Raw genomic sequence first — 20,403 nt, forward strand, 5'->3', positions numbered from 1 at the left:
CCGCGACCCCACTGCCGCCGTTGTTCACCGGCCCTTCGCGTTTTCCATTCGGGACGGTATGCTGCCGAGGCATGAAACGACGGATACTCTCCGTCATCGCTTTACATCATCCACGTTTCCTGGAGGGGGAATATGAGTCTGGAACGACCCTGGCTGCAGAGCTATCCCAAAGGCGTACCCGCCGAGATCGACGTCAACGAGTTCCATTCGGTCTCGGCCGTCTTCGACACTTCGGTGGCCAAGTTCCGCGACCGCCCCGCCTACTCCAGTTTCGGCAAGGTTCTGACCTACGGGGAAACGGACGCACTGGTCGAACAGTTCGCCGCCTATCTGCTGGGTGAGCTGCAGCTCAAGAAGGGCGACCGCGTTGCCCTGATGATGCCCAACTGCCTGCAGTACCCGATCGCCACGTTCGGCGTGCTGCGTGCCGGCCTGACCGTGGTCAACGTCAATCCGCTGTACACCGCCCGCGAGCTCAAGCACCAGCTGGTGGATTCCGGCGCGGCCGTGCTGGTGGTCGTGGACAATTTCTGCGACACCGTGCAGCAGGTCATTGCCGACACCCCGATCAAGCAGGTGGTGACCACCGGCCTGGGCGACATGCTCGGCGTCAAGGGCATCGTGGTGAACTTCGTCCTGAAGTACATCAAGAAGATGGTGCCCAACTACAGCCTGCGCGGCGCGATCCGCTTCAACCAGGCGCTCAAGCTGGGCAGCCGCCACACCCTGCCCAAGGTCGAGATCGACCACGACGATGTCGCCTTCCTGCAGTACACCGGCGGCACCACCGGCGTGGCCAAGGGCGCGATGCTGACCAACCGCAACCTGGTCGCCAACATGCAGCAGGCCTCGGCCTGGATATCCGCTTCGGGGATCGAGATGGGCAAGGAGGTGATCATCACCGCCCTGCCGCTGTACCACATCTTCGCGTTGACGGCGAACGGGCTGGTCTTCATGAAGTTCGGTGGCTGCAACTACCTGATCACCAACCCGCGCGACATGAAGGGCTTCGTCAAGGAGCTCAAGGCGACCCGCTTCACCGCGATCACCGGCGTCAACACGCTGTTCAACGGCCTGCTCAACACCCCGGGCTTCGACGAGGTCGATTTCTCCTCGCTGAAGGTCACCCTGGGCGGCGGCATGGCGGTGCAGCGCGCCGTCGCCGAGCGTTGGAAGAAGGTCACCGGCGTCACCCTGGTCGAGGCCTATGGCCTGACCGAGACCTCGCCGGCCGCCTGCATCAATCCGCTCGACCTGGCCGAGTACAACGGTGCGATCGGCCTGCCGATCCCATCCACCGATGCCTGCGTCAAGGATGACGCCGGCAAGACGCTGGCCGTCGGCGAAGTCGGCGAGCTGTGCATCAAGGGTCCGCAGGTCATGAAGGGCTACTGGCAGCGCCCGGAAGATACCGCGCAGGCGGTGGACGCCGAGGGCTGGCTGCACACCGGCGACATGGCACGGATGGATGAGCAGGGCTTCTTCTACATCGTGGACCGCAAGAAGGACATGATCCTGGTGTCCGGCTTCAACGTGTACCCCAATGAGGTCGAAGACGTCATCGCGATGATGCCCGGCGTGCTCGAAGTCGCGGCGGTCGGCGTGCCCGATGAGAAGTCCGGTGAAGTGGTCAAGGTGGTCATCGTCAAGAAGGACCCCAACCTCACCGCCGAGATGGTCAAGGAACATGCACGCGCGAACCTGACCGGCTACAAGCACCCGCGGATCGTGGAGTTCCGCAAGGAACTGCCCAAGACCAACGTCGGCAAGATCCTGCGCCGCGAACTGCGCGATACCCCTGCGCCGTAACGGTTCCCCAACGGCTGCATCTTCACAGGGCCCCTGCCGGCAACGGCGGGGGCCTTTTGCATTGCGTGAGATGCCGGGGGTGTAGGATCGCGGCGTGTGGACCCGTCAGGCCCGCCGCCCACCGTCCTCCCAGCGGGCCAGCCTCCGAGGAAATCGCCATGAGCACCATTGAAAAGCTGCCCGTCAACCACCGCTACGCCACCATCCGCACTGAAACCACCGGCAACGACGATGCCCATTGGCTGTTCATGCATGCCGATGCCGCCAGCGGCATCCGCCCGTGCTGCCGCAAGGACATGCTCGATGAAATGTGGAACTTCATGAGCGCGATCACCCGCAGCCCGGCCGAGCGCAACAGCGGCAAGCTGCGCCATTTCGTGCTCGCCTCCGATGCCAATGCCTACAACCTGGGCGGCGATCTGGACCTGTTCACCCGCCTGATCCGCGAGGGCAACCGCGACCGCCTGCTGACCTATGCGCAGCGTTGCGTGGAAGGCGTGCACCACCTGCACACCGGCTTCGGTGGCGACGTGCGCTCGATCGCGCTGATCCAGGGCGATGCCCTCGGCGGCGGCCTGGAGATGGCGCTGGCCTGCCACACCATCGTGGCCGAGGAAGGCTGCGGTATGGGCCTGCCGGAAGTGCTGTTCGGGCTGTTCCCGGGCATGGGCGCCTATTCCTTCCTGTGCAAGCGCGTGGCCCCGCAGCTGGCCGAGAAGATCATCCTCGACGGCCGCGTGTATTCCTCCGAAGAGATGCATGCCATGGGCGTGGTCGATGTGCTGGTGCCCAAGGGCCAGGGCGTCAAGGCCGTGGAAGATCTGATCCGCCAGCACCAGCGCATTCCGCATTCGTATCTGGCGATGAACGCCGCGCGCAACCTGGCCCAGGCCGTGCGCTATGACGAACTGCTGGAAATCACCAAGGTCTGGGTGGACTCCGCCCTTGCGCTGGGCGACAAGTCGCTGCGCACTATGGACCGCCTGATCAAGGCCCAGACCCGCCGCGCCACCCTCGACGTCGCCTGAGCCATCCCCTCCCCTGTGTTGTTCAAGCCCGGCTGCCGCCGGGCTTTTTTTTATTGCAGCCCCACTCAGCGCATGTCGCCGCCGTCGTCGGCCTGCCCCTGCGCCTTGCGCTGCGCGCGTGCATCCAGCGCCTGCCGGCCTTCCTTGATGCCGGCCTGCAGCAGGGTCACGCGCTGCCGCCATTCGCTCTTGAGCTGCCAGTCGGCCATGCGCATCAGATCCCCGGCGCGGTTGGCGACGCGGACCAGGCCCAGATTGCTGGCCACGCCCTTGATCGCGTGCGCCTGCTCGCGGAAATGGACCCAGTCGCTGCGCTCGCCGTCGGCCAGTGCCACGCCGATGCACTGGTCGGCATCGGCCAGGCATTGGCGGATGAACTCGCGTTCGAAACCGTCGCCCATGCCGAGCGAGGCCAGCTCGTCGAGCACGCCCGGGTCCAGTACACCATCCAGCACGGTAGCGGTACGCACGATCGGTGCGCTGGCCTTGAGCTGGCCGTTGGAGGCGATATCGGCAAGCACATCCAGCAGCCGCACCGCGACCACGGGCTTGGCCAGGAACGTATGCGCGCCGGCCTGCGTGCAGCGTTGGATGGCCTCGGGCGTGACGTCGGCGCTGAGCACCAGCACCGGCGTGCGCGGACCACCACCGGCCTGCATCACGCGCAGTTCCTTGAGCATGTCCAGGCCACTCATGCCGGGCATGTGCAGATCCACGATGGCGGCATCGAAATCACTCTCGGCCATCGCATCGAGCACCGCTTCACCGCCGTTGACGCACAGCACCTTGTGGCCGGCTTTCTGCAGCAGGCGCTGCAGCACCATCCGGTTGGCCTCGTGATCGTCGGCGACCAGGATGTGCATGCTGCGCACGCGCGCGCGGTGGCGCAGGAACGGGTCGGCAAACGCAATGACATTGCCGTTGCGGTCCGGCAGCCCGTCGCCGACCAGCGCCGGGGTGACCGTGCCCAGCGGCACGCGCGGCGGCGCGAACGGCAGCTCGAACCAGAAATGGCTGCCCTGCGGCGGGTTCTCTTCGTAGCCGATGTCCCCGCCCATCGCCTCGACCAGGCCCTTGGCGATGGTCGTGCCCAGGCCGGTGCCTTCGTGGCGGCGCGCCATGCTGACGTCGGCCTGCTCGAACGCTTCGAACAGGCGCGGGCGCATCTCCGGGGCGACACCGATGCCGGTATCGAGGATGTCGAACCGCAGGCGCACCCCGCCGTTGGATTCGGCATCGAGCACGGCCACGCGGATTTCGACCCGGCCGTGGTCGGTGAACTTGACCGCGTTGCCGGCGATGTTGAGCAGGATCTGCCGCAGGTGACCCAGGTCACCGCGCAGCAGCGGCGGCACGGTATCGGCCACCTTGACCCGGTAATCCAGCCGCTTGGCCTTGGCCTGCGGCAGCAGGATCAACCCGATGGCCTGGATCACATCGGCCAGCGCGAAGTCCTCGGCGGTCACGCGCAGCTTGCCGGCTTCGATCGCGGAGATATCGAGCACTTCCTCCACCAGCGCCAGCAGGCTGCGCGAGGACGCCTGGATGGTGTTCACACACTCGCGCTGCTCGTCATCGAGCTTGGTGGTGGCCAGCAGCTCGGTCATGCCCGACAGGCCGTTGAGCGGCGTGCGGAACTCGTGGCTCATGTTGGCCAGGAAACGGCTCTTGGCCTCGCTCGCGCGGCGTGCCTCGGCCATCGCACGGGTGAGCTGGCGCAGCAGCGTGGAGAAATACAGCGGCACCGCCGCCAGGCCCAGCCACAGGCCGAATGCCAGCCGCGCGTTCTGATGCCAGTACGGGGTCAGCAGTGCGGTGCTGCCGAAGCTGACCATCGCCATCGCCACCGCGACGTACAGATAGTTGTTGCCGTAGCGCATGCCGTTGCCGACCGTCACCCACATCACCACGATGTAGACCCAGGCCAGTGGCTCGCCCATCTGCACCATGCCGGCGGCGATCAGCCCGTAATCGGCGAGCATGCCGGCCACGCGGCGCGGGTCCGAGCGTCCCGGCCGCCACAGCAGCCAGCCGAACAGCCCCAGCGAGAGGGTCAGGCCGGTCAGCACGATCGCCAGCACCCCGTGGTACTGCGCCGGGGGCAGGTCGTGGCGCGGCCCCGGCATGAGCACATACAGCAGGATCAGGGTGATCAGCACGATGCGCACGATCGCCTGGCCGTGTTCGGTATCCGGGCGCTGCGCCAGGCGGTGCTTCAGGCGCGGGTACAGACGACGCATATCACATCCCCGGGCGGGATGACGCGGTGGAGTGCTGTGCGCAGATCTCATCAAGCTGGAGGCGGCCGCGCAGCAGGGCATCGACGCAGCGCGGATCGAACAACCGGCCCCGCTGGGCATACAGATACGCCAGCGTGGCTTCCATGGTCCATGCTTCCTTGTACGGACGCGGTGAGATCAGCGCGTCGAACACATCGGCCACCGCCACGATCCGCGCTTCCAGCGGAATCGCATCGCCGACCAGCCCATCCGGGTAGCCGCTGCCGTCGTAGCGCTCATGGTGGCGCAGCGCGATCAGGGCCCCGACCTGGATGAAACGGTTCTGGCTGCCACTCAGCAGCTCGTAGCCGATCCGCGGGTGCCGGCGCATGATCGCCTGCTCCTCATCGCTCAGCTTGCCCTGTTTGAGCAGGACCGCATCGGGAATGGCGATCTTGCCCATGTCGTGCAGGGGCGCGGCCATCTCGATCAGCTTGACCTCTTCTTCCGGCAGCCCGAGCTGCTCGGCGATCAGCCCGGCGACATGGGCCATGCGCTCCAGGTAGGCACTGGTGCCGGCATCACGGAATTCGATCGCCCGCGCCAGCCGCGACAGCGTCTCGCGCTCGCGCTCCTCCACCTCGTGCATGCTGGCCAGCAGGCGCTGCTCCAGCGACAGCGCGCGCTGCTTGACGTTCTCCGACTGCTGGCGCAGCTGCAACAGGTTGTAGCAGCGCGCGCGCAGTTCGCGCGGGCGGATGGGCTTGACCAGGAAATCGATCACCCCCGCCTCCAGCGCGGCCTGGCGGATCGGCTCGTCGCCGACCACGGTGATCAGGATCACGGGGATGTCGCGGTGCTTGGGCAGGCGGCGGAAGCGGCGGGCGAACTCCAGCCCGTCCATCTCCGGCATGCGGTAATCGAGCAACAGCAGATCCACGGCGTGCGACTCGCACCAGGCAAGCGCCGTCAGCGGATCGCCGAAGTCGTGCACGGACAGTTCCGGCGCGATGTCCTCGATGACATGGCGCAGCATGGTACGCGCGGACGTCTGATCGTCAACGATGACAATATTCAAGGCTGCTTCTGCCTTCTTCCTTGACCACACTGGAACATGCTGCGAAGAGGATACTCCGCCGCTCTGCACACTGGCACCTTGCATCGGTCCGCCTCCCGTCATGAACACCCCAGTTCATGATCGTCGTCACAGTGTGACGCCGGTGTCGGCGTCTCCCTGCAACCCGTCATGGTCTGTGGCCATCACGCCATAGCGCCTGTTAAGGCCACGCAGAAACCATACCCGCGCGGCCACGACAGCGGAACCCCCGCGCCGGACGTGCCCCAAGCACGCCCGGACCCAGGTCTCAGTTTTCCGGACGCATGTACGGGAACAGCAGCACGTCGCGGATCGAACTGCTGCCGGTCAGCAGCATCACCAGACGGTCGATGCCGATGCCCAGGCCGCCGGTCGGGGCCATGCCGTACTCCAGCGCGCGGATGTAATCGGCGTCGTAGTGCATGGCCTCGTCATCGCCGCCTTCCTTGGCCGTGACCTGGGCCTGGAACCGGGCGGCCTGGTCTTCCGGGTCGTTCAGCTCGGAGAAGCCATTGGCCAGCTCCTTGCCGTTGATGAACAGCTCGAAGCGGTCGGTGTAGCCGGGCTGGTCATCGTTGGCGCGGGCCAGCGGCGAGACCTCGACCGGGTGGTCGGTGATGAAGGTCGGCTGGATCAGGGTGTGCTCGACGGTGGCCTCGAAGATCTCCAGCAGCAGCTTGCCCCAGCCGTAGGACGGCTTGATGCGGATCTTCAGGCGCTCGCAGTGGGCGGCCAGCGCATCGCGGTCGGTGCAGTCGGCGGCGGTGATCTCCGGGTTGTGGTGGCGCACCGCCTCGTCCATGCGCCAGCGGCGGAACGCCGGGGCCAGGTCGATCGTGGCACCGTCCCACTCCACCGTGGTGGTGCCCAGCACATTGCTGGCCACGTCACGGATCACGCCTTCGGTGAGGTCCATCACTTCGGTGTACGTGGCGTAGGCCTCGTACAGCTCCATCATGGTGAATTCCGGGTTGTGGCGGGTGCTCACGCCCTCATTGCGGAAGTTGCGGTTGATCTCGTACACGCGCTCCAGGCCACCCACGACCAGGCGCTTGAGGTACAGCTCCGGGGCCACGCGCAGGTACAGGTCCAGGTCCAGCGCGTTGTGGTGGGTGGTGAACGGCTTTGCCGTGGCGCCGCCGGGGATGTAATGCATCATCGGCGTTTCGACTTCCAGGAAGTCGCGGTTGTCCAGCCACGCGCGCATGGCGCGGATGATCCGCGAGCGCTTGATGAACACCTCGCGCGACTCCGGAGTCACGATCAGGTCGACATAGCGCTGGCGGTAGCGCTGCTCCACGTCGGCCAGGCCGTGCCACTTGTCCGGCAGCGGGCGCAGCGACTTGGTCAGCAGGCGGATGCTGGTGGCCTTGACCGACAGCTCACCGGTCCTGGTCCGGGTCAGCCCGCCCTCCACGGCGATGATGTCGCCCACGTCCCAGCCCTTGAAGGCGGTGTAGGCATCGCCCAGCGTGCTGCCCTGCAGGAACAGCTGGATGCGGCCGGACTCGTCCTGGATCTGGGCGAAGCTGGCCTTGCCCATCACGCGCTTGGCCATCAGGCGGCCGGCCATCTTGACCTGGCGGTCGCTGGCCTCCAGCGCTTCGGCGGTCCACTGCTCTGCATCGGCGAACTCGGCCTGCAGGGTGCCGGCGAAGTGCTCGCGGCGGAAATCGTTCGGGTAGGCAATGCCCTGCCCGCGCAGGGCGGTCAGTTTCGCGCGGCGCTCGGCGATGAGGCTGTTCTCGTCGACGGGGGGCTGCGGCGCGGCGGTCTGATCGTTCATGGCGTGGGTCTATGTATGTCGGGGGGGAGGTACGGTCCCCGCCATCATGCCGATGGTCGGGGCGGATTGCGAAACCGGGCGCGGCCCGGGCACAACGGATCGGGGCCGCGCGTGGCGGCCCCGACGGTCAGGCGTCGGTGCGTTTGGCACCCACGGCCAGGCCGGACTTCAGGCTGGCTTCGACGAATTCGTCGAGGTCGCCGTCCAGCACCTTCTGCGTATCGGAGCGTTCGATGCCGGTGCGCAGGTCCTTGATACGGCTCTGGTCGAGCACGTAGTTGCGGATCTGGCTGCCCCAGCCGATGTCGGACTTGGTGGCTTCCACCGCGTCACGCTCGGCATTGCGCTTCTGGATCTCCAGCTCGTACAGCTTGGCGGCCAGCATCTTCATCGCGTTGTCGCGGTTCTGGTGCTGGCTGCGACCGGTCTGGCAGGCCACGACCGTATTGGTCGGGATGTGCGTGATACGCACCGCCGACTCGGTCTTGTTGACGTGCTGGCCACCGGCGCCGGAGGAGCGGTACACATCGGTGCGCAGGTCGGCGGGGTTGATGTCGATCTCGATGTTGTCATCGACTTCCGGCGACACGAACACCGAGGTGAAGCTGGTGTGGCGGCGGTTGTCCGAATCGAACGGCGACTTGCGCACCAGGCGGTGCACGCCGGTCTCGGTCTTCAGCCAGCCGTAGGCGTAATCGCCTTCCACGCGCAGCGTGGCCGACTTGATGCCCGCGACGTCGCCGCCGGAGACTTCCATCAGCTCGGTCTTCCAGCCGCGCGATTCGCACCAGCGCAGGTACATGCGCAGCAGGATCTCGGCCCAGTCCTGGGCTTCGGTACCACCGGCGCCGGCCTGGATATCGACGAACGCCGCGGCGTTGTCCATCTGGCCGGAGAACATGCGCTGGAACTCCAGCTGCTCCACGTGCTTCTGGTACTTGTCCAGGTCACTGACCACGGCCAGGGCGGTTTCTTCGTCCTGTTCGCTTTCGGCCAGTTCCAGCAGTTCGCCCGACTCGGTCAGGCCGTCGAGGATCGTGGCGATGCCGCCCACGGTCTTGTCCAGGTTGGCGCGTTCGCGGCCAAGGTTCTGGGCGTACTCGGCGTTGTTCCAGATATCCGGGTTTTCCAGTTCCCGGGTTACTTCTTCCAGACGCTCTTTCTTGGCGTCGTAGTCAAAGATACCCCCTGAGCGAGAGCACGCGATCGGTGAGATCGGTGATGCGCTGGCGGACAGGATTGAGCTCGATCATGTCGGCGATTAATGCGTGCGAAAAGACTGTCCATCATAGCCTATCCGGGCCTTTCCGGCGGTGGCCGGGGCGGCAGGTACCCGCCGGAGGGCAGGAAAGCGAGATCGCTGAACACGGGCGCCCGGCCAGACGATAGACTTCGGCCCCGCCGCGCGGCCCCCTGCCCGCGGCGTCCCCCAACGCACTACATGGAGCACCACCCCGATGAGGACGTCATCCTCCGCCCTGCTGCTGGCCTTCGCCTGCCTGACCGCCTCCACCGGCGCTTCGGCCCTGGACCTCAAGCAGCTGACCAGCACCGGCCTGAAGGCCGGCCAGGCGCTCACCCTGTCCGACCAGGACGTGGCCAAGGCCGCCGACGAAGCCTGCGTCTACATGGACCAGCAGAACAAGGTCGCCCCCGCCAACTCGCCCTACGCCCAGCGCCTGGCCAGGATCACCCAGGGCCTGGCCAACGAAGACGGCATGAACCTCAACTTCAAGGTCTACCTGACCGACGACGTCAATGCCTGGGCCATGGCCAACGGCTGCGTGCGCGTGTACTCGGGCCTGATGGACATGGCCTCGGACGACGAAGTGCGCGGCGTGATCGGCCACGAGATCGGCCACGTCAAACTGGGCCACTCCAAGACCAAGATGCGTACCGCACTGCTGGCCTCGGCCGGTCGCGACACGCTGGCCGCCTCGGGCAATGCCAATATCGCCACCCTGACCCAGGGCCAGCTCGGCGAACTGGCCGAGGGCTTCGTCAACGCGCAGTTCTCGCAGAAGGAAGAAAGCGCTGCCGACGAATACGGCTACCGCTTCATGAAGCGCCACCAGTACGACCCGGCCGCCCTGGCCAGCATGTTCCGCAAGCTGTCCAGCAAGGGCGGCCTGATGTCCTCCCACCCGGGCTCGGAAGCCCGCGCCGGGCGCATCGACGCGATGATCAAGAAAGACAGCAAGCGCTGAGTTCCCTGCCGGCACCCTGCTCCGCCAGGGTGCCTGTCAGCCAGGCCGGGTCAGGCCGTTGCCTGCACCGCCAGCGCCTGCCGGAACGAGGGCAGCTGCCGGCGACTGCACGGTACGCGCCCACCATCGTCCATGTGCAGCAAGGCCTCGCCCCCGTCCAGCGGCTCGATCGAGACCAGGTGCCGCACGTTCACCAGCCAGCTGCGGTGGGCCCGCACGAACACGGCCGGATCCAATCGTTCTTCCAGTGCCGCCATGGTGCTGCGCAGCGGGTAGTCGTGCCCGCGCACCCGCAGATTGACGTAGTTGCCGGCCGCCTGGGCATATTCGATATCACCGGTGGCGACCAGGAAGTCGCGCCCCAGCTTGCGCACCAGGAACCGTTCCGGGCGCTCCACGGCGTCCACCGGCGGCGCATCGTCCGGCGCGGCCAGCAGATGCGCCTCGCCCTGCCGGCGCCGTCCGAACCAGCTGAAGAAGTGCTCGATCGCCACGAAGGTGAAGAACGCACGCACATCCTTGAGGTACTCGTACACCAGGCGTACCGGCCAGCTGGCATCGTCCTGGTAGTGGTAGCCGAGCGCGGCATAAGCGAGATGGCGCAGCCCCATCATCCCGGTGACATGCACCAGCGACCACGCCACGCTGGCCAGCAGGTACAGCGGCAGGCGGCGCTTCCAGGTATCGGCATGCAGCGGCCAACGCTGGCAGCCCCACCACAGGACCGGCAGCGTCAGCAGGATCATCGTGACGCTGCTCAGCTCCCAGATCATCGGCTGCCACAGGCCCAGGTCTTCGCCACGGCGCCCCGCATCCATCACTTCCACCAGCGCATTGGCCACCGCGGTGGTCAGCAGGATCACCGACCACACCAGCATCCGCGCACCCGGCCGCCACCGCGCGGCACGTCCGTTCGCCATTGAATCGTCCATTCGCAAAGGGTCGTCAGCCTGACTCATCACGCCATGGTAGTGCGCCCCGCCCGTCCCTTGGCGACCGCCATTGGTCACTTGGCACCCACGGCAGAGCCCTTTGGCGTGGCCGAACCTCCTGCCAGTGCGCACCGTGGAGGCTCCTGCCCTCCCTGCCCCGTCCATGCCACGCCGCCACGACATCGACGCCCTGCGCGTACTCGCCTTCGCCCTGCTCATCCTGTATCACACCGCCATGGCCTACGTGGACGGCTGGGGGTTCCATCTCAAGAGCGACCACACCGCCGAGTGGCTGCAATGGCCGATGCTGCTGGTCAACCGCTGGCGGATGCAGCTGTTGTTTCTGCTCTCGGGCATCGCCATCGCCTTGATGCGGCCGGAGACACGCATCGTGCGCTTTGCCGTGCTGCGCTCGTGGCGGTTGCTGCTGCCGCTGGTGTTCGGGATGTGGGTGGTGGTGCCGATCCAACCCTACTGCGAGGCAGTGACCAACGGCCGCATCGAGCCCGGCTTCGGCGCGTTCCTGCTGCGCTACTGGCAGATGCCGGCCTGGCCGCAGGACAGCTTTGCCGGCTGGCAGCTGCGCATCACCTGGAACCACCTGTGGTACCTGGCCTACCTGTGGGTCTACACGCTGATGCTGGCCTTGCTGATGCCCGTCCTGGATACCGCTGCCGTGCATCGCGCCGTGGAGCGCTTCGCCCGTGCGCCGGCGCCGCTGCTGATCGGGGTGCCCAGCCTGCTCTCCTTCGGCTGGGTGGCCTGGCTCGATCCCCGGTTCCCGTCCACCAACCTGCTGTTCGGCGATTGGTACCAGCACGCCAAGTACGGCACGGTATTCCTCGCCGGCTACCTGCTTGCCCGCGCCACCCCGTTCTGGGCGCGCGTGGTCGAGCTGCGCAGGAGCACCCTGTGGGTGGCAGCCGTTGCGGCGAGCTGGTACTTCGGCATCCGCCTCCTGGGGCGGGTGTTGCCGGCCGATTCGGTGCTGCGGCAGTGGCCGGACAGTGTCTGGACGCTGCAGGTGATGGCCAGCCAGTCGCTGTACCTGTGGGCCGTGCTGCTGACCCTGCTCGGCTGGGCCAAGGTGTATCTGGATCGCCCGTTCCGCTGGCTGCCGTACTGCACCGAGGCGGTGTATCCCTGGTACATCCTGCACCAGAGCCTGATCATCGCGCTGCTGTTCTGGCTCAAACCGCTGCACCTGGGGCCATGGTGGGAGCCACTGCTGGTCCTGGCCGGAACCGTGGCGGGTTGCCTGGTGCTGCACGAAGGGCTGATCCGGCGCGTTGGCTGGCTGCGCCCGCTGTTCGGACTGCGCCGGGAGCCGTTATCGTTGCCGGTCACGCGGGCGGTGGCCCGACACTGAGGAATACGGATGTTCCAGACCCATTGGCATGTATGGCTGCAGTCCTTCTTCGATGCCGCATGGATGTTGCCGCTGATGAACTTCGTCAGCGCGCTGGGCTACGAATGGGCTTACGTGCTGTTGATCGTGGTGTGCAGTTTCGGGGTGCGTCTTCGCGCGGGGCTGGGCATCATGATGGCGGTACTGCTGATGTCGATGGCCACGCACGCGATCAAGCAGGGTGCCGCCCTGCCCCGCCCCAGCGATGTCGACATCCACGTGTTGGACAAGGGCCGGCCGGACCACGCGCTGGTCGCCGATGGCGCTGCCGGATCGTTCTGGTCGTTGCCGACCGATCAGGCGATTGCCTCCCTGCGCGCGCAGCCGGATCCGGACTACGGATTCATCAGCGGTCATGTGGGGGTGGCGACGGCTGCCATGACGGCCGTGGTGCTGTGCTTCGGTATCCGCAGTGCTGGCTGGCGAATCGCGCTGCTGATCGGCTGGCCGTTGCTGATGGCGCTGTCTCGGATGTACCTGGGGCGGCATTTCCTGTCCGATGTGCTGGGCGGCTGGCTGGTCGGGATGGCCTTGGGCTGGCTTGCCTGGCAGTGCCTGCCAGCGCCCGCGCATCGCAATCGAACCCGCCACCTCATCCTCGTCACCCTCGGCATCTGCGTGACGGCAGCGGCGCTGACGACCGCGTTCGTCCCGGCAGACAGCGCGGGGCGGTATCTGGGGCTGCTGCTGGTCTTCGCCTTCCTGCACTGGCGCGGCTGGCCGCTGGATCCGTACACAGCGTGGCAGCGGATCGGGCGCGTCATGGCCGTCATCGGGCTGTATCTCGTCATCAGCCCCGTGCTGGAGGCAGTCGCCGTCGCACTGGCACTCCCTGACGCAGCGGTGGTGGAGGTGGTGTTCAATGCCATCGCCAACGCGGCGATCTTCATGGGCGGCATTGCCCTCGCGGGGTACTGGCCGCTGGCGGCGCGCAGCCTGCCTCGGGCCGCCGCCGTCAAATAAACGGCGGCGGCTCTCACGGATTCCGCTTGCGGGGGCTCACTTCACCTCGAACTCCCCGACCAGCACCGTTTCCGCGCGGTCCTTCAACCGCAGCGTGACCTGCTGGTCGCGCTGGTCGCGGCTGCCCCATCGGGTGCTCAGGCGCAGCATCAAGGTGGTGGCACCGGTGACCAGCTGCTCGCGGCTGCCGAAGTAGTTCGCTTCGATCCTGTAGATGCCCGGCTTGGCATCGCGCAACGAGAACTGCTCCGGGCCATAGCCGCCGGTGAAGTCCTGCGACATCTGCCCGCCCTGGTAGGTCAGCCGGTTGCCGTAGTAGGCGCGCTCGCCATTGGGATCGGTGACCCACAGGTCCATGTCGCTGTTGTCGCTGTCCCAGCTCAGCACCACGCGCAGGTCCAGCGGCATCGCACGGCGCAGGCGCGGGTCGACCGCGGAAGGATCCACACGCTCGCGCGCGATCAGCCGGGTCAGTTCGTCCAGCGCGATCAGCGAGATGCCGTCGAACCGCCCATCCCACGGGCGCACCACGACTTCGTAGAGCGCATCCACCGCCGCCTGGTACTGCCCGGCCGCTTCCAGGGCCAGGCCCAGGTCACGGAAACTCTGCGGCTCCTCCTCGCCCATCGCCAGCACCTGGCGGAACACCGGTACGGCCAGCGCCGGCGCCTTGGCCTGCATCAGGCGATAGCCGAGCACGCGCAGCACGTGGCGGTTTTCCAGGTCCATCTCGGCGAGGTTGGAGAGCACGCGCAGGGCCAGCTCCCGCTGTCCGCTGGCCAGCAGCAGATCGGCCACGTCCAGATAGAACGCGCTGCTGCCGGCGTGCTGTTCGCGCTCCTGCAGGTACAGCGGATACAGCTGCGCCGGCGTGGCATCGCGCAGGCGGCGTGCATAGGCCGAATCCGGTGCCCACGGCGCGAGCGTCAGTGTGATCTGGCCATTGTTGGCCCTGGGTGCCGATTGGGCGCGGCGCTCGGGGGTGGCCTCCGCCTCATCGGCAACCGCCGAGGCGGTCAGCTCTACACGGTCCAGCGCCATCGGCGCCGCAGGTGCCGGCGGTGGCGCGGCCATCGCCATGGCCACCGGCGCGGCGACAGCGTGCACGTCCGGCTTGGGCTGCGGCGGCGTATCTTTCGGCCAGCGGGTATTCCACCACTGCTCGCGCTCGGCGAACTGGCGGGCGATGCCATCCAGGCGGCGCTTCCGCTCGGTTGCCACGTCGGCCACCGTCAACGCATGGCGCTGGTCGTAGGCCGCGCGCAGCGGCGCCGGCGGGCGGATGCCGTAACGCAGATAGTCCTCCAGCGTCTCCAGGACCAGCAGCGACGTATCGGCCGTCACGATCCCGAACCGCTGGGCCAGCACTTTGGCGACCGGCGCCCCGGCGGGGTCCGCCGCCAGTGCTGCCAACCGGTCATTCGCCCACGCGTGAGCGACCAGGCCGCCGTCGACCGCACGCGCGTTCGCGACGTTGAGCGTGACCGGCTGCGGACCGCTGTCGCCACCACGCAGGGACAGCAGCACCGTCGCATCGGGACGCAGCACGCGGCCGGTGACGCGAATCCAGCCCTGCGCAGCCCGCGAGGCATCCACGCTCACGTCCTCCACGCCACGCGCCAGCACATCGCTCACTTCGGCGGGCTGCCGCAGCAGCAGCGGCATCACCGCCTCCACCTCCGCTTCGCTGCCCAGCTGCAGCAGCTGACCATGATGGGCGCTGGTCCACGCACGAAGGCGCGGCGCGTCGGTCTTCGCACCGGCGCTGCTCAATGCATACAGGCGCTGATCGGGCGACAGGGTGGGCAACGCCTGGCGGCCATAGTTGGCCAGGCCATCGCTGACCAGCAGGTACTCGCCGATGGTGCGGTTCGGCGTCCAGTCGCCCAGCGCACTGGCGCCATCGTGGGGCAGCGCCAACAGATACTCGCGCAGCGCCGACCAGTCGCCCCGGGTGATCGGGAACTCACGCGGCGCTTCGCTGCGGTCACGCAGCACCGTCAGCTGGACCTGACCCGAGCCGAACACTTGGAAATAGCGGTCCAGCACGGCCAGCTCAGCCGCACGGTTGCGCGTACCGGCCGAACCGGAGGCATCCCAGAGCAGACCGATGCGCGCAGGCAGGACGCGCGCGGCGGTCGGGGTGCGGACCGGCACGCTGGCCAGCAGATAGCGCTGCCCATCCTGCAGCCCGGTGACCAGGTCAGTGCTGTGCGCGAGCGGAAGGCTCCACTGCAGTTGGGCAGGCAGATCGGCGCCCCGCCCCTGCCACTGTGCCGCGTAGACACCGGCCTTCAACGTGAACCCGAGAGGATGGACGCCAACGGCGACCGGCTTGCCGGTCCCGCTGGTTTCCAACCGCAGCGTCACTTGCTCGGCCTGGCGTGCGAAGGACACCGGCAGTGACCAGTGCAGACCCTGCGGCACGGGCGGCAGGCTGTCACGCAGCACCAGCCGCACACGCCGCTCGCCACGCGCCGGGATCGGATACAGGCGCAGCCGGAACTGGTTGCCGGCGGTCTGTTCCAGCAGACCCGGATCGACCTGGCAGCGTTCGATTGCCTCGAAGACCTGGCGTCCCTGCGCCTTGGGTACCGGCACCGCATCGCGAAGCGTGCCATCGATATCCAGTGCGAAACCGGCCACCTGCTGGCCGTAGGCCAACGGAAATTCCAGCTGCCCTTCCAGCACGCGCGCATTGGGATTGTGGAAGGTCAATTCGATCGTGGTTTCGCCGAGCCCTGCCACGACGCGACTGTCGATGTGGGCCTCGGTCAACCGCACCGGCACCTCGGCACCGGCGACCTGCAGGATGGGTGGGCGCGGCGAGGGAAAACGCCGTGGCTGCGCGTGGGCGCTGGGCAGCTGCCAGCACAGCAGCGCGAGCAGACCGATACTGCGCAGTGCGAGTCCCATGTGACGCTCCTGATCCGATGACCCTCCATTGAACGCACCGCGATCCGCAATGGGGTTGAGCGGTGGCAATCGCCTGTTCCGGTCATGGACGCCTCATCCGCGCTGGGCCAAGATCGCTCTCCACGGATTGATGGACCAAGGATGCCGCATGCGCCTGTTGTTGACCGCCCCGCTGTTGATGGGGCTCGCCCTGCCCGGTAACGCCGCCGCCCCCATCGAGGGCGTGACGTTCACCCACCACGACTGGACGCTGGCCTGCGACAACACCCGCACCTGCCGCGCCGCCGGTTATCAGGCCGATGACAATGGCGGCGACCCGGTCTCGATCCTGCTCACCCGCGCGGGCGGGCCGGATCAACCGGTGCAGGCGGAACTGATGCTCGGCCAGTACGACGACAACACGGCCACCAAGCGGCTCAGCCTGAGTATCAATGGCACCTCGCTGGGCCCGATGCAGTTCGATGCCGCCGAGGGCACCGCCACCTTTTCCGCGAAGCAACTCGCTGCCCTGCTCGCTTCGCTGGCACGCAACAGCCGCATCGAGCTGATGGGCGACGATGGCGCGCGCTGGACGGTTTCCGATCAGGGCGCCTCGGCCGTGCTGTTGAAGATGGATGCGTTCCAGGGCCGCCTCGGCACACCCGGTGCGCTGATGCGCAAGGGCACGCTGGCCGAGTCCTCGGTGCCGCCCGCACTGCCGGTGCCGGTCGTGCAGCTGGGCACGCCGGTGGCCACCCGCCCGGCGGATACGGCGCTCGCCGCGTCGCCCGCGCTGCGCGCCGCGCTGGCGGCGGTGACGTCGGCCGACGACTGCGAAGCGTTGGGCGCCGGCGGCAGCCCGTCACCGGACGGCGAACCCGAAGCGCTGACCGTACAGCGGCTCAGTGCCGACAAGCTGCTGGTGTCGCTGAGTTGCTGGCGCGGGGCCTACAACACCGGCGACGGCTACTGGGTGATCAACGACCGCGCGCCGTACCAGCCGCGGCTGGTCACCACGGCAGCCGTGGGGGATGAGGTGCGCACCATCCAGGAGGCGCAGAAGGGCCGTGGCCTCGGCGACTGCTGGTCCACCACCACGTGGGGCTGGACCGGCTCGCAGTTCGTGAAGACGGCCGATTCCAGCACCGGGTTGTGCCGCCTGGTTGCCGCCGGTGGCGCATGGGAGATGCCGACGCTGGTGACCGAAGTACAGGAGTAGCGATCGCATCTGCAATACCCGACGTCGCCGTGACCGACCCTGACTGACCAGAGGGAACCGAATCGTACTCGTTGCATGGCCGTCGCGCTCGCCAGCAGGGACACTGTGAACCTCCGCACAGGACCCCCACGATGCGCCTGCTCGCCACCCAGCCGACCCTTGCCCTGCTGCTCTGCTTTCTTTCTTCGCCTACTGCTCTGGCTGCCCCGCCCATCAAAGGCATCGCCTTTGACCACGGTGATTGGACTCTGGCCTGCGACAACACCCGGACATGCCGTGCCGCAGGTTATCAGCCTGACGATGGCGAGCATGCACCGGTATCGGTGCTGCTGACCCGGCGGGCGGGCCCGGACCAGCGGGTGAAGGCCGAGCTCATGGTTGGCCAGCTCGGCGAAATCAAGCTGCCCCTGCGGCTGTCGCTGCAGATCAACGACGCCAGGTTGGGCCCGCTGAGGTACAACGCGGCCGATGGCACCGCCACGTTGTTGCCGGCGCAGGTCAGCGCCATGCTCGCGGCACTGATGGGCAACAGCCGCATCGCGCTGATCGGCGACGACGGCAGACGCTGGACGCTGTCTGGTCGCGGCGCTTCGGCGGTGCTGTTGAAGATGGATGAATTCCAGGGACGGATCGGCACGCCCGGCGCGCTCGTGCGGAAAGGCACGAAAGCCGAGAGCACGGTACTGCCCGCCGTGTCGATGCCAATCATGAAACTGACCAACATAGTCGCCACGCGGCCGGCTGACAAAGCGCTGGCCTCGTCGGCCGCGCTGCGCGAAGCGTTGATTGCAACCATCTCGGTCGACGATTGCGAAGCCCTGCAACCGACATGGAACGACACCTCCAATGAAGGCCCTCAAGAAATGAAGGTGCAGCGTCTGAGCGCAGACAAGCTGCTGGTATCGCATCTGTGCTGGCGGGGCGCCTACAACAGGAGTGACGGATATTGGGTGATCAACGACCGCCCCCCGTACCGCCCCAGGTTGGTCACTAACTCGGGCAGCGGCGACAACGTGCGCTCCATCGAAGAATGGCACAGGGGCCGCGGCCTGGCCGACTGCATTTACTCCACTACATGGAGCTGGATCGGCACCCGCTTCGTACAGGAGGACCGATCAGCTGTGGGGCGCAACAACCACTGCCACGAATGCCCGCTGGAAACCCTCCAAACGCGCATGCGGCAGGCCCAGCGCAACGGGGTTGCCACCGCGCGGAAGGATGCGCCGGTCATGTACGCCTCAGCGCGGGTGGGCAAAGATCACGCTCCCAAGCCCTCATGCTCCAAGGATGCCGCATGCGTTCGTTGCCTCCCAGCCGCTTGATGTTCGTCCCCCTGCTGCTGGCCGGCGCAGTGCCCGTCCAAGCCGCCGATGCGCTCACCGGCATGCGGTTCGATCACCACGACTGGACCATCGCCTGCGACAACACTCGCACCTGCCGTGCAGCCGGCTACCAAGCTGACAATGGCGACCGGGAGCCGCTTTCGGTGCTGCTTACCCGGGCGGGCGGCCCGAACCAGGCGGTCACCGCCGAACTGATGCTGGGCGTGTACGACGAAAGCACGCCGCCGGTTAAGCCGCGCCTGCGCATCAACGGGCAGGATCTGGGCGCGGTAGCTGAGACCGGTGCCGGGCCGTTGAGTGCCGCACAGACCGCCGCCCTGCTCAAAGCGCTGACCCGCGACAGCACGATCCTCGTCGTGAGCGCTGATAAACGCCAGTGGCAGCTCTCAGACCGTGGCGCCTCGGCGGTACTGCTGAAGATGGACGAGTTCCAGGGCAGGCTCCACACGCCCGGGGCGCTGCTGCGCAAGGGCAATCGCCCCGAGGCGACGGTGCTGCCGGCGGTGCCGGTGCCCGTGGTCAGGCAGGCCGCCCTGGTCGCTACGCGTCCCGGCGATGCCGCGCTGGCCGGAAGTGCGGCACTGCGCGCGGCCCTGAAAACCTCCCTGGCACCGGACGCCTGCGATGTCCTGGTGAGCGGCGAGCGCGTCGAACCGCTGACGGTACGCCGCCTCAGCGCGGACAAGCTGCTTGTTTCCACGCGGTGCTGGATGGGTGCCTACAACGTGGGCGAGGGCTACTGGGTCACCAACGATCGTGCGCCGTTCAACCCGCAACTGGTGACCACGAGCGGCAGCGATGAAGACGAAGGCAGCATCCACGCCGCGCACAAGATCCGCGGCCTGGGTGACTGCTGGTCGAGCGACAGCTGGACCTGGGATGGCCGCCGGTTCGTACATACCGCCGATGCCACCACCGGGATGTGCCGGCTCGTCGCCGCCGGCGGCGCCTGGGACATGCCGATCCTGGTGACCCGGGTCGTCAAGTAAGTCGCGCCCGCGTGGAACGGCGGGCTCAGGCGTCGGCATAGAGCATTGGAACGACCCCCTTCCCGTCGCTCGGCTCTGTGTGCCACCGAGCAGGTGGAGCTGCAGGAACGATGCCCCGACCTGTTCTTCGACGAACGCGACCACCCTCTGACCGTACGCAGATTAAGCGGCAGCAAACTGCTGGTTTCCGCCCAATGCTGGATAAGGGGGCAAAACGCAGGGTTCGGCTATTGGATGGTCAACCACCGCGCGCCCTATCAGGCTGCTCTGGTCACTATATCGGCCGACGAAAGTATTGGGGCAAGCCACATTTTTGCATCACAGAGGAATGTTGCTGGCGACTGTTTATCGGCTAAGAGCTGGGCGTGGGATGGCAAGGATTTTGTCCCCACATCGGCGTTGACTACCGGCCTGTGCCGCCTTGTCACCCTTGGCGGACCATGGCAGATGCCGACACTGGTGACCCGTGTGCTGAAGTAAGTGCCTCGTCTGCCCGCTGCCCTGTCATC

The 20,403-nt window shown here is 67.0% G+C and carries 15 protein-coding genes; 9 read left to right on the plus strand and 6 right to left on the minus strand.

What is annotated here, in order from left to right:
• Nucleotides 1–132 precede the first annotated feature (132 nt).
• Nucleotides 133–1,809 (plus strand): long-chain fatty acid--CoA ligase, encoded by a 1,677-nt coding sequence (locus ORK51_RS11330; RefSeq protein ID WP_266084980.1) that lies wholly within the window; start codon nucleotides 133–135, stop codon nucleotides 1,807–1,809.
• Nucleotides 1,810–1,967: 158 nt separating this feature from the next.
• Nucleotides 1,968–2,837, plus strand: a complete 870-nt coding sequence (locus ORK51_RS11335) for a crotonase/enoyl-CoA hydratase family protein (protein ID WP_070427299.1) — start codon at nucleotides 1,968–1,970, stop codon at nucleotides 2,835–2,837.
• A gap of 65 nt (nucleotides 2,838–2,902) precedes the next feature.
• Here ORK51_RS11335 and ORK51_RS11340 read toward each other — a convergent pair whose 3' ends face one another.
• The 4 genes from ORK51_RS11340 to prfB form a co-directional block, all read right to left on the minus strand.
• A complete protein-coding gene (locus ORK51_RS11340; protein ID WP_046273437.1) occupies nucleotides 2,903–5,077 on the minus strand; it encodes an ATP-binding protein in 2,175 nt (724 codons plus the stop codon).
• Between the two features lies 1 nt (nucleotide 5,078).
• Nucleotides 5,079–6,218, minus strand: a complete 1,140-nt coding sequence (gene rpfG, locus ORK51_RS11345) for a cyclic di-GMP phosphodiesterase response regulator RpfG (RefSeq protein WP_019182944.1) — start codon at nucleotides 6,216–6,218, stop codon at nucleotides 5,079–5,081.
• A 202-nt stretch (nucleotides 6,219–6,420) separates the two neighbouring features.
• The gene (gene lysS, locus ORK51_RS11350) at nucleotides 6,421–7,938 is read right to left on the minus strand and encodes a lysine--tRNA ligase (protein ID WP_266084981.1); all 1,518 of its coding nucleotides are present in this window, start codon (nucleotides 7,936–7,938) and stop codon (nucleotides 6,421–6,423) included.
• Between the two features lie 127 nt (nucleotides 7,939–8,065).
• Nucleotides 8,066–9,191, minus strand: a protein-coding gene (prfB, locus tag ORK51_RS11355; RefSeq protein ID WP_102788438.1) for a peptide chain release factor 2 whose coding sequence is annotated in 2 segments (ribosomal slippage) — nucleotides 8,066–9,115 and nucleotides 9,117–9,191 — 1,125 coding nt in all. Because the reading frame shifts where the segments join, the coding sequence is not laid out codon by codon here.
• 204 nt (nucleotides 9,192–9,395) lie between these two features.
• Between prfB and ORK51_RS11360 the strand changes: the two genes are divergently transcribed.
• Nucleotides 9,396–10,145: a M48 family metallopeptidase gene (locus ORK51_RS11360; protein WP_070427297.1), complete on the plus strand. Its 750-nt coding sequence runs from the start codon at nucleotides 9,396–9,398 to the stop codon at nucleotides 10,143–10,145.
• A 50-nt stretch (nucleotides 10,146–10,195) separates the two neighbouring features.
• On the opposite strand, the gene ORK51_RS11365 is transcribed toward ORK51_RS11360, so the two are convergent.
• Nucleotides 10,196–11,065, minus strand: coding sequence for a LytTR family DNA-binding domain-containing protein (locus ORK51_RS11365; protein WP_019182948.1), 870 nt, complete (start codon nucleotides 11,063–11,065; stop codon nucleotides 10,196–10,198).
• A gap of 175 nt (nucleotides 11,066–11,240) precedes the next feature.
• Here ORK51_RS11365 and ORK51_RS11370 point away from each other — a divergent pair, with 175 nt between their 5' ends.
• Nucleotides 11,241–12,446, plus strand: coding sequence for an acyltransferase family protein (locus ORK51_RS11370; protein ID WP_266084982.1), 1,206 nt, complete (start codon nucleotides 11,241–11,243; stop codon nucleotides 12,444–12,446).
• 75 nt (nucleotides 12,447–12,521) lie between these two features.
• A complete protein-coding gene (locus ORK51_RS11375; RefSeq protein WP_490723229.1) occupies nucleotides 12,522–13,448 on the plus strand; it encodes a phosphatase PAP2 family protein in 927 nt (308 codons plus the stop codon).
• A 36-nt stretch (nucleotides 13,449–13,484) separates the two neighbouring features.
• On the opposite strand, the gene ORK51_RS11380 is transcribed toward ORK51_RS11375, so the two are convergent.
• Nucleotides 13,485–16,364: a DUF2135 domain-containing protein gene (locus tag ORK51_RS11380; RefSeq protein WP_266084984.1), complete on the minus strand. Its 2,880-nt coding sequence runs from the start codon at nucleotides 16,362–16,364 to the stop codon at nucleotides 13,485–13,487.
• Nucleotides 16,365–16,512: 148 nt separating this feature from the next.
• On the opposite strand from ORK51_RS11380, the gene ORK51_RS11385 reads away from it, so the two are divergent.
• The 4 genes from ORK51_RS11385 (at nucleotide 16,513) to ORK51_RS11400 (ending at nucleotide 20,374) form a co-directional block, all read left to right on the plus strand.
• Nucleotides 16,513–17,562 carry a DUF1176 domain-containing protein gene (locus ORK51_RS11385; protein WP_266084985.1) on the plus strand — a complete coding sequence of 350 codons (1,050 nt, stop codon included), beginning with the start codon at nucleotides 16,513–16,515 and terminating at the stop codon, nucleotides 17,560–17,562.
• Between the two features lie 131 nt (nucleotides 17,563–17,693).
• Complete coding sequence (locus tag ORK51_RS11390) at nucleotides 17,694–18,884, plus strand: DUF1176 domain-containing protein (protein ID WP_266084986.1); 1,191 nt, start codon at nucleotides 17,694–17,696, stop codon at nucleotides 18,882–18,884.
• Nucleotides 18,857–19,894 (plus strand): DUF1176 domain-containing protein, encoded by a 1,038-nt coding sequence (locus tag ORK51_RS11395; protein WP_429000660.1) that lies wholly within the window; start codon nucleotides 18,857–18,859, stop codon nucleotides 19,892–19,894. The genes ORK51_RS11390 and ORK51_RS11395 overlap by 28 nt, the downstream gene beginning before the upstream one ends.
• A 93-nt stretch (nucleotides 19,895–19,987) precedes the next feature.
• The gene (locus ORK51_RS11400; RefSeq protein WP_323054049.1) at nucleotides 19,988–20,374 is read left to right on the plus strand and encodes a DUF1176 domain-containing protein; all 387 of its coding nucleotides are present in this window, start codon (nucleotides 19,988–19,990) and stop codon (nucleotides 20,372–20,374) included.
• Nucleotides 20,375–20,403 lie beyond the last annotated feature (29 nt).

The sequence above is a fragment of the Stenotrophomonas sp. RIT-551 genome (assembly GCF_026241915.1).
Taxonomy (GTDB): Bacteria; Pseudomonadota; Gammaproteobacteria; order Xanthomonadales; family Xanthomonadaceae; genus Stenotrophomonas; species Stenotrophomonas bentonitica_A.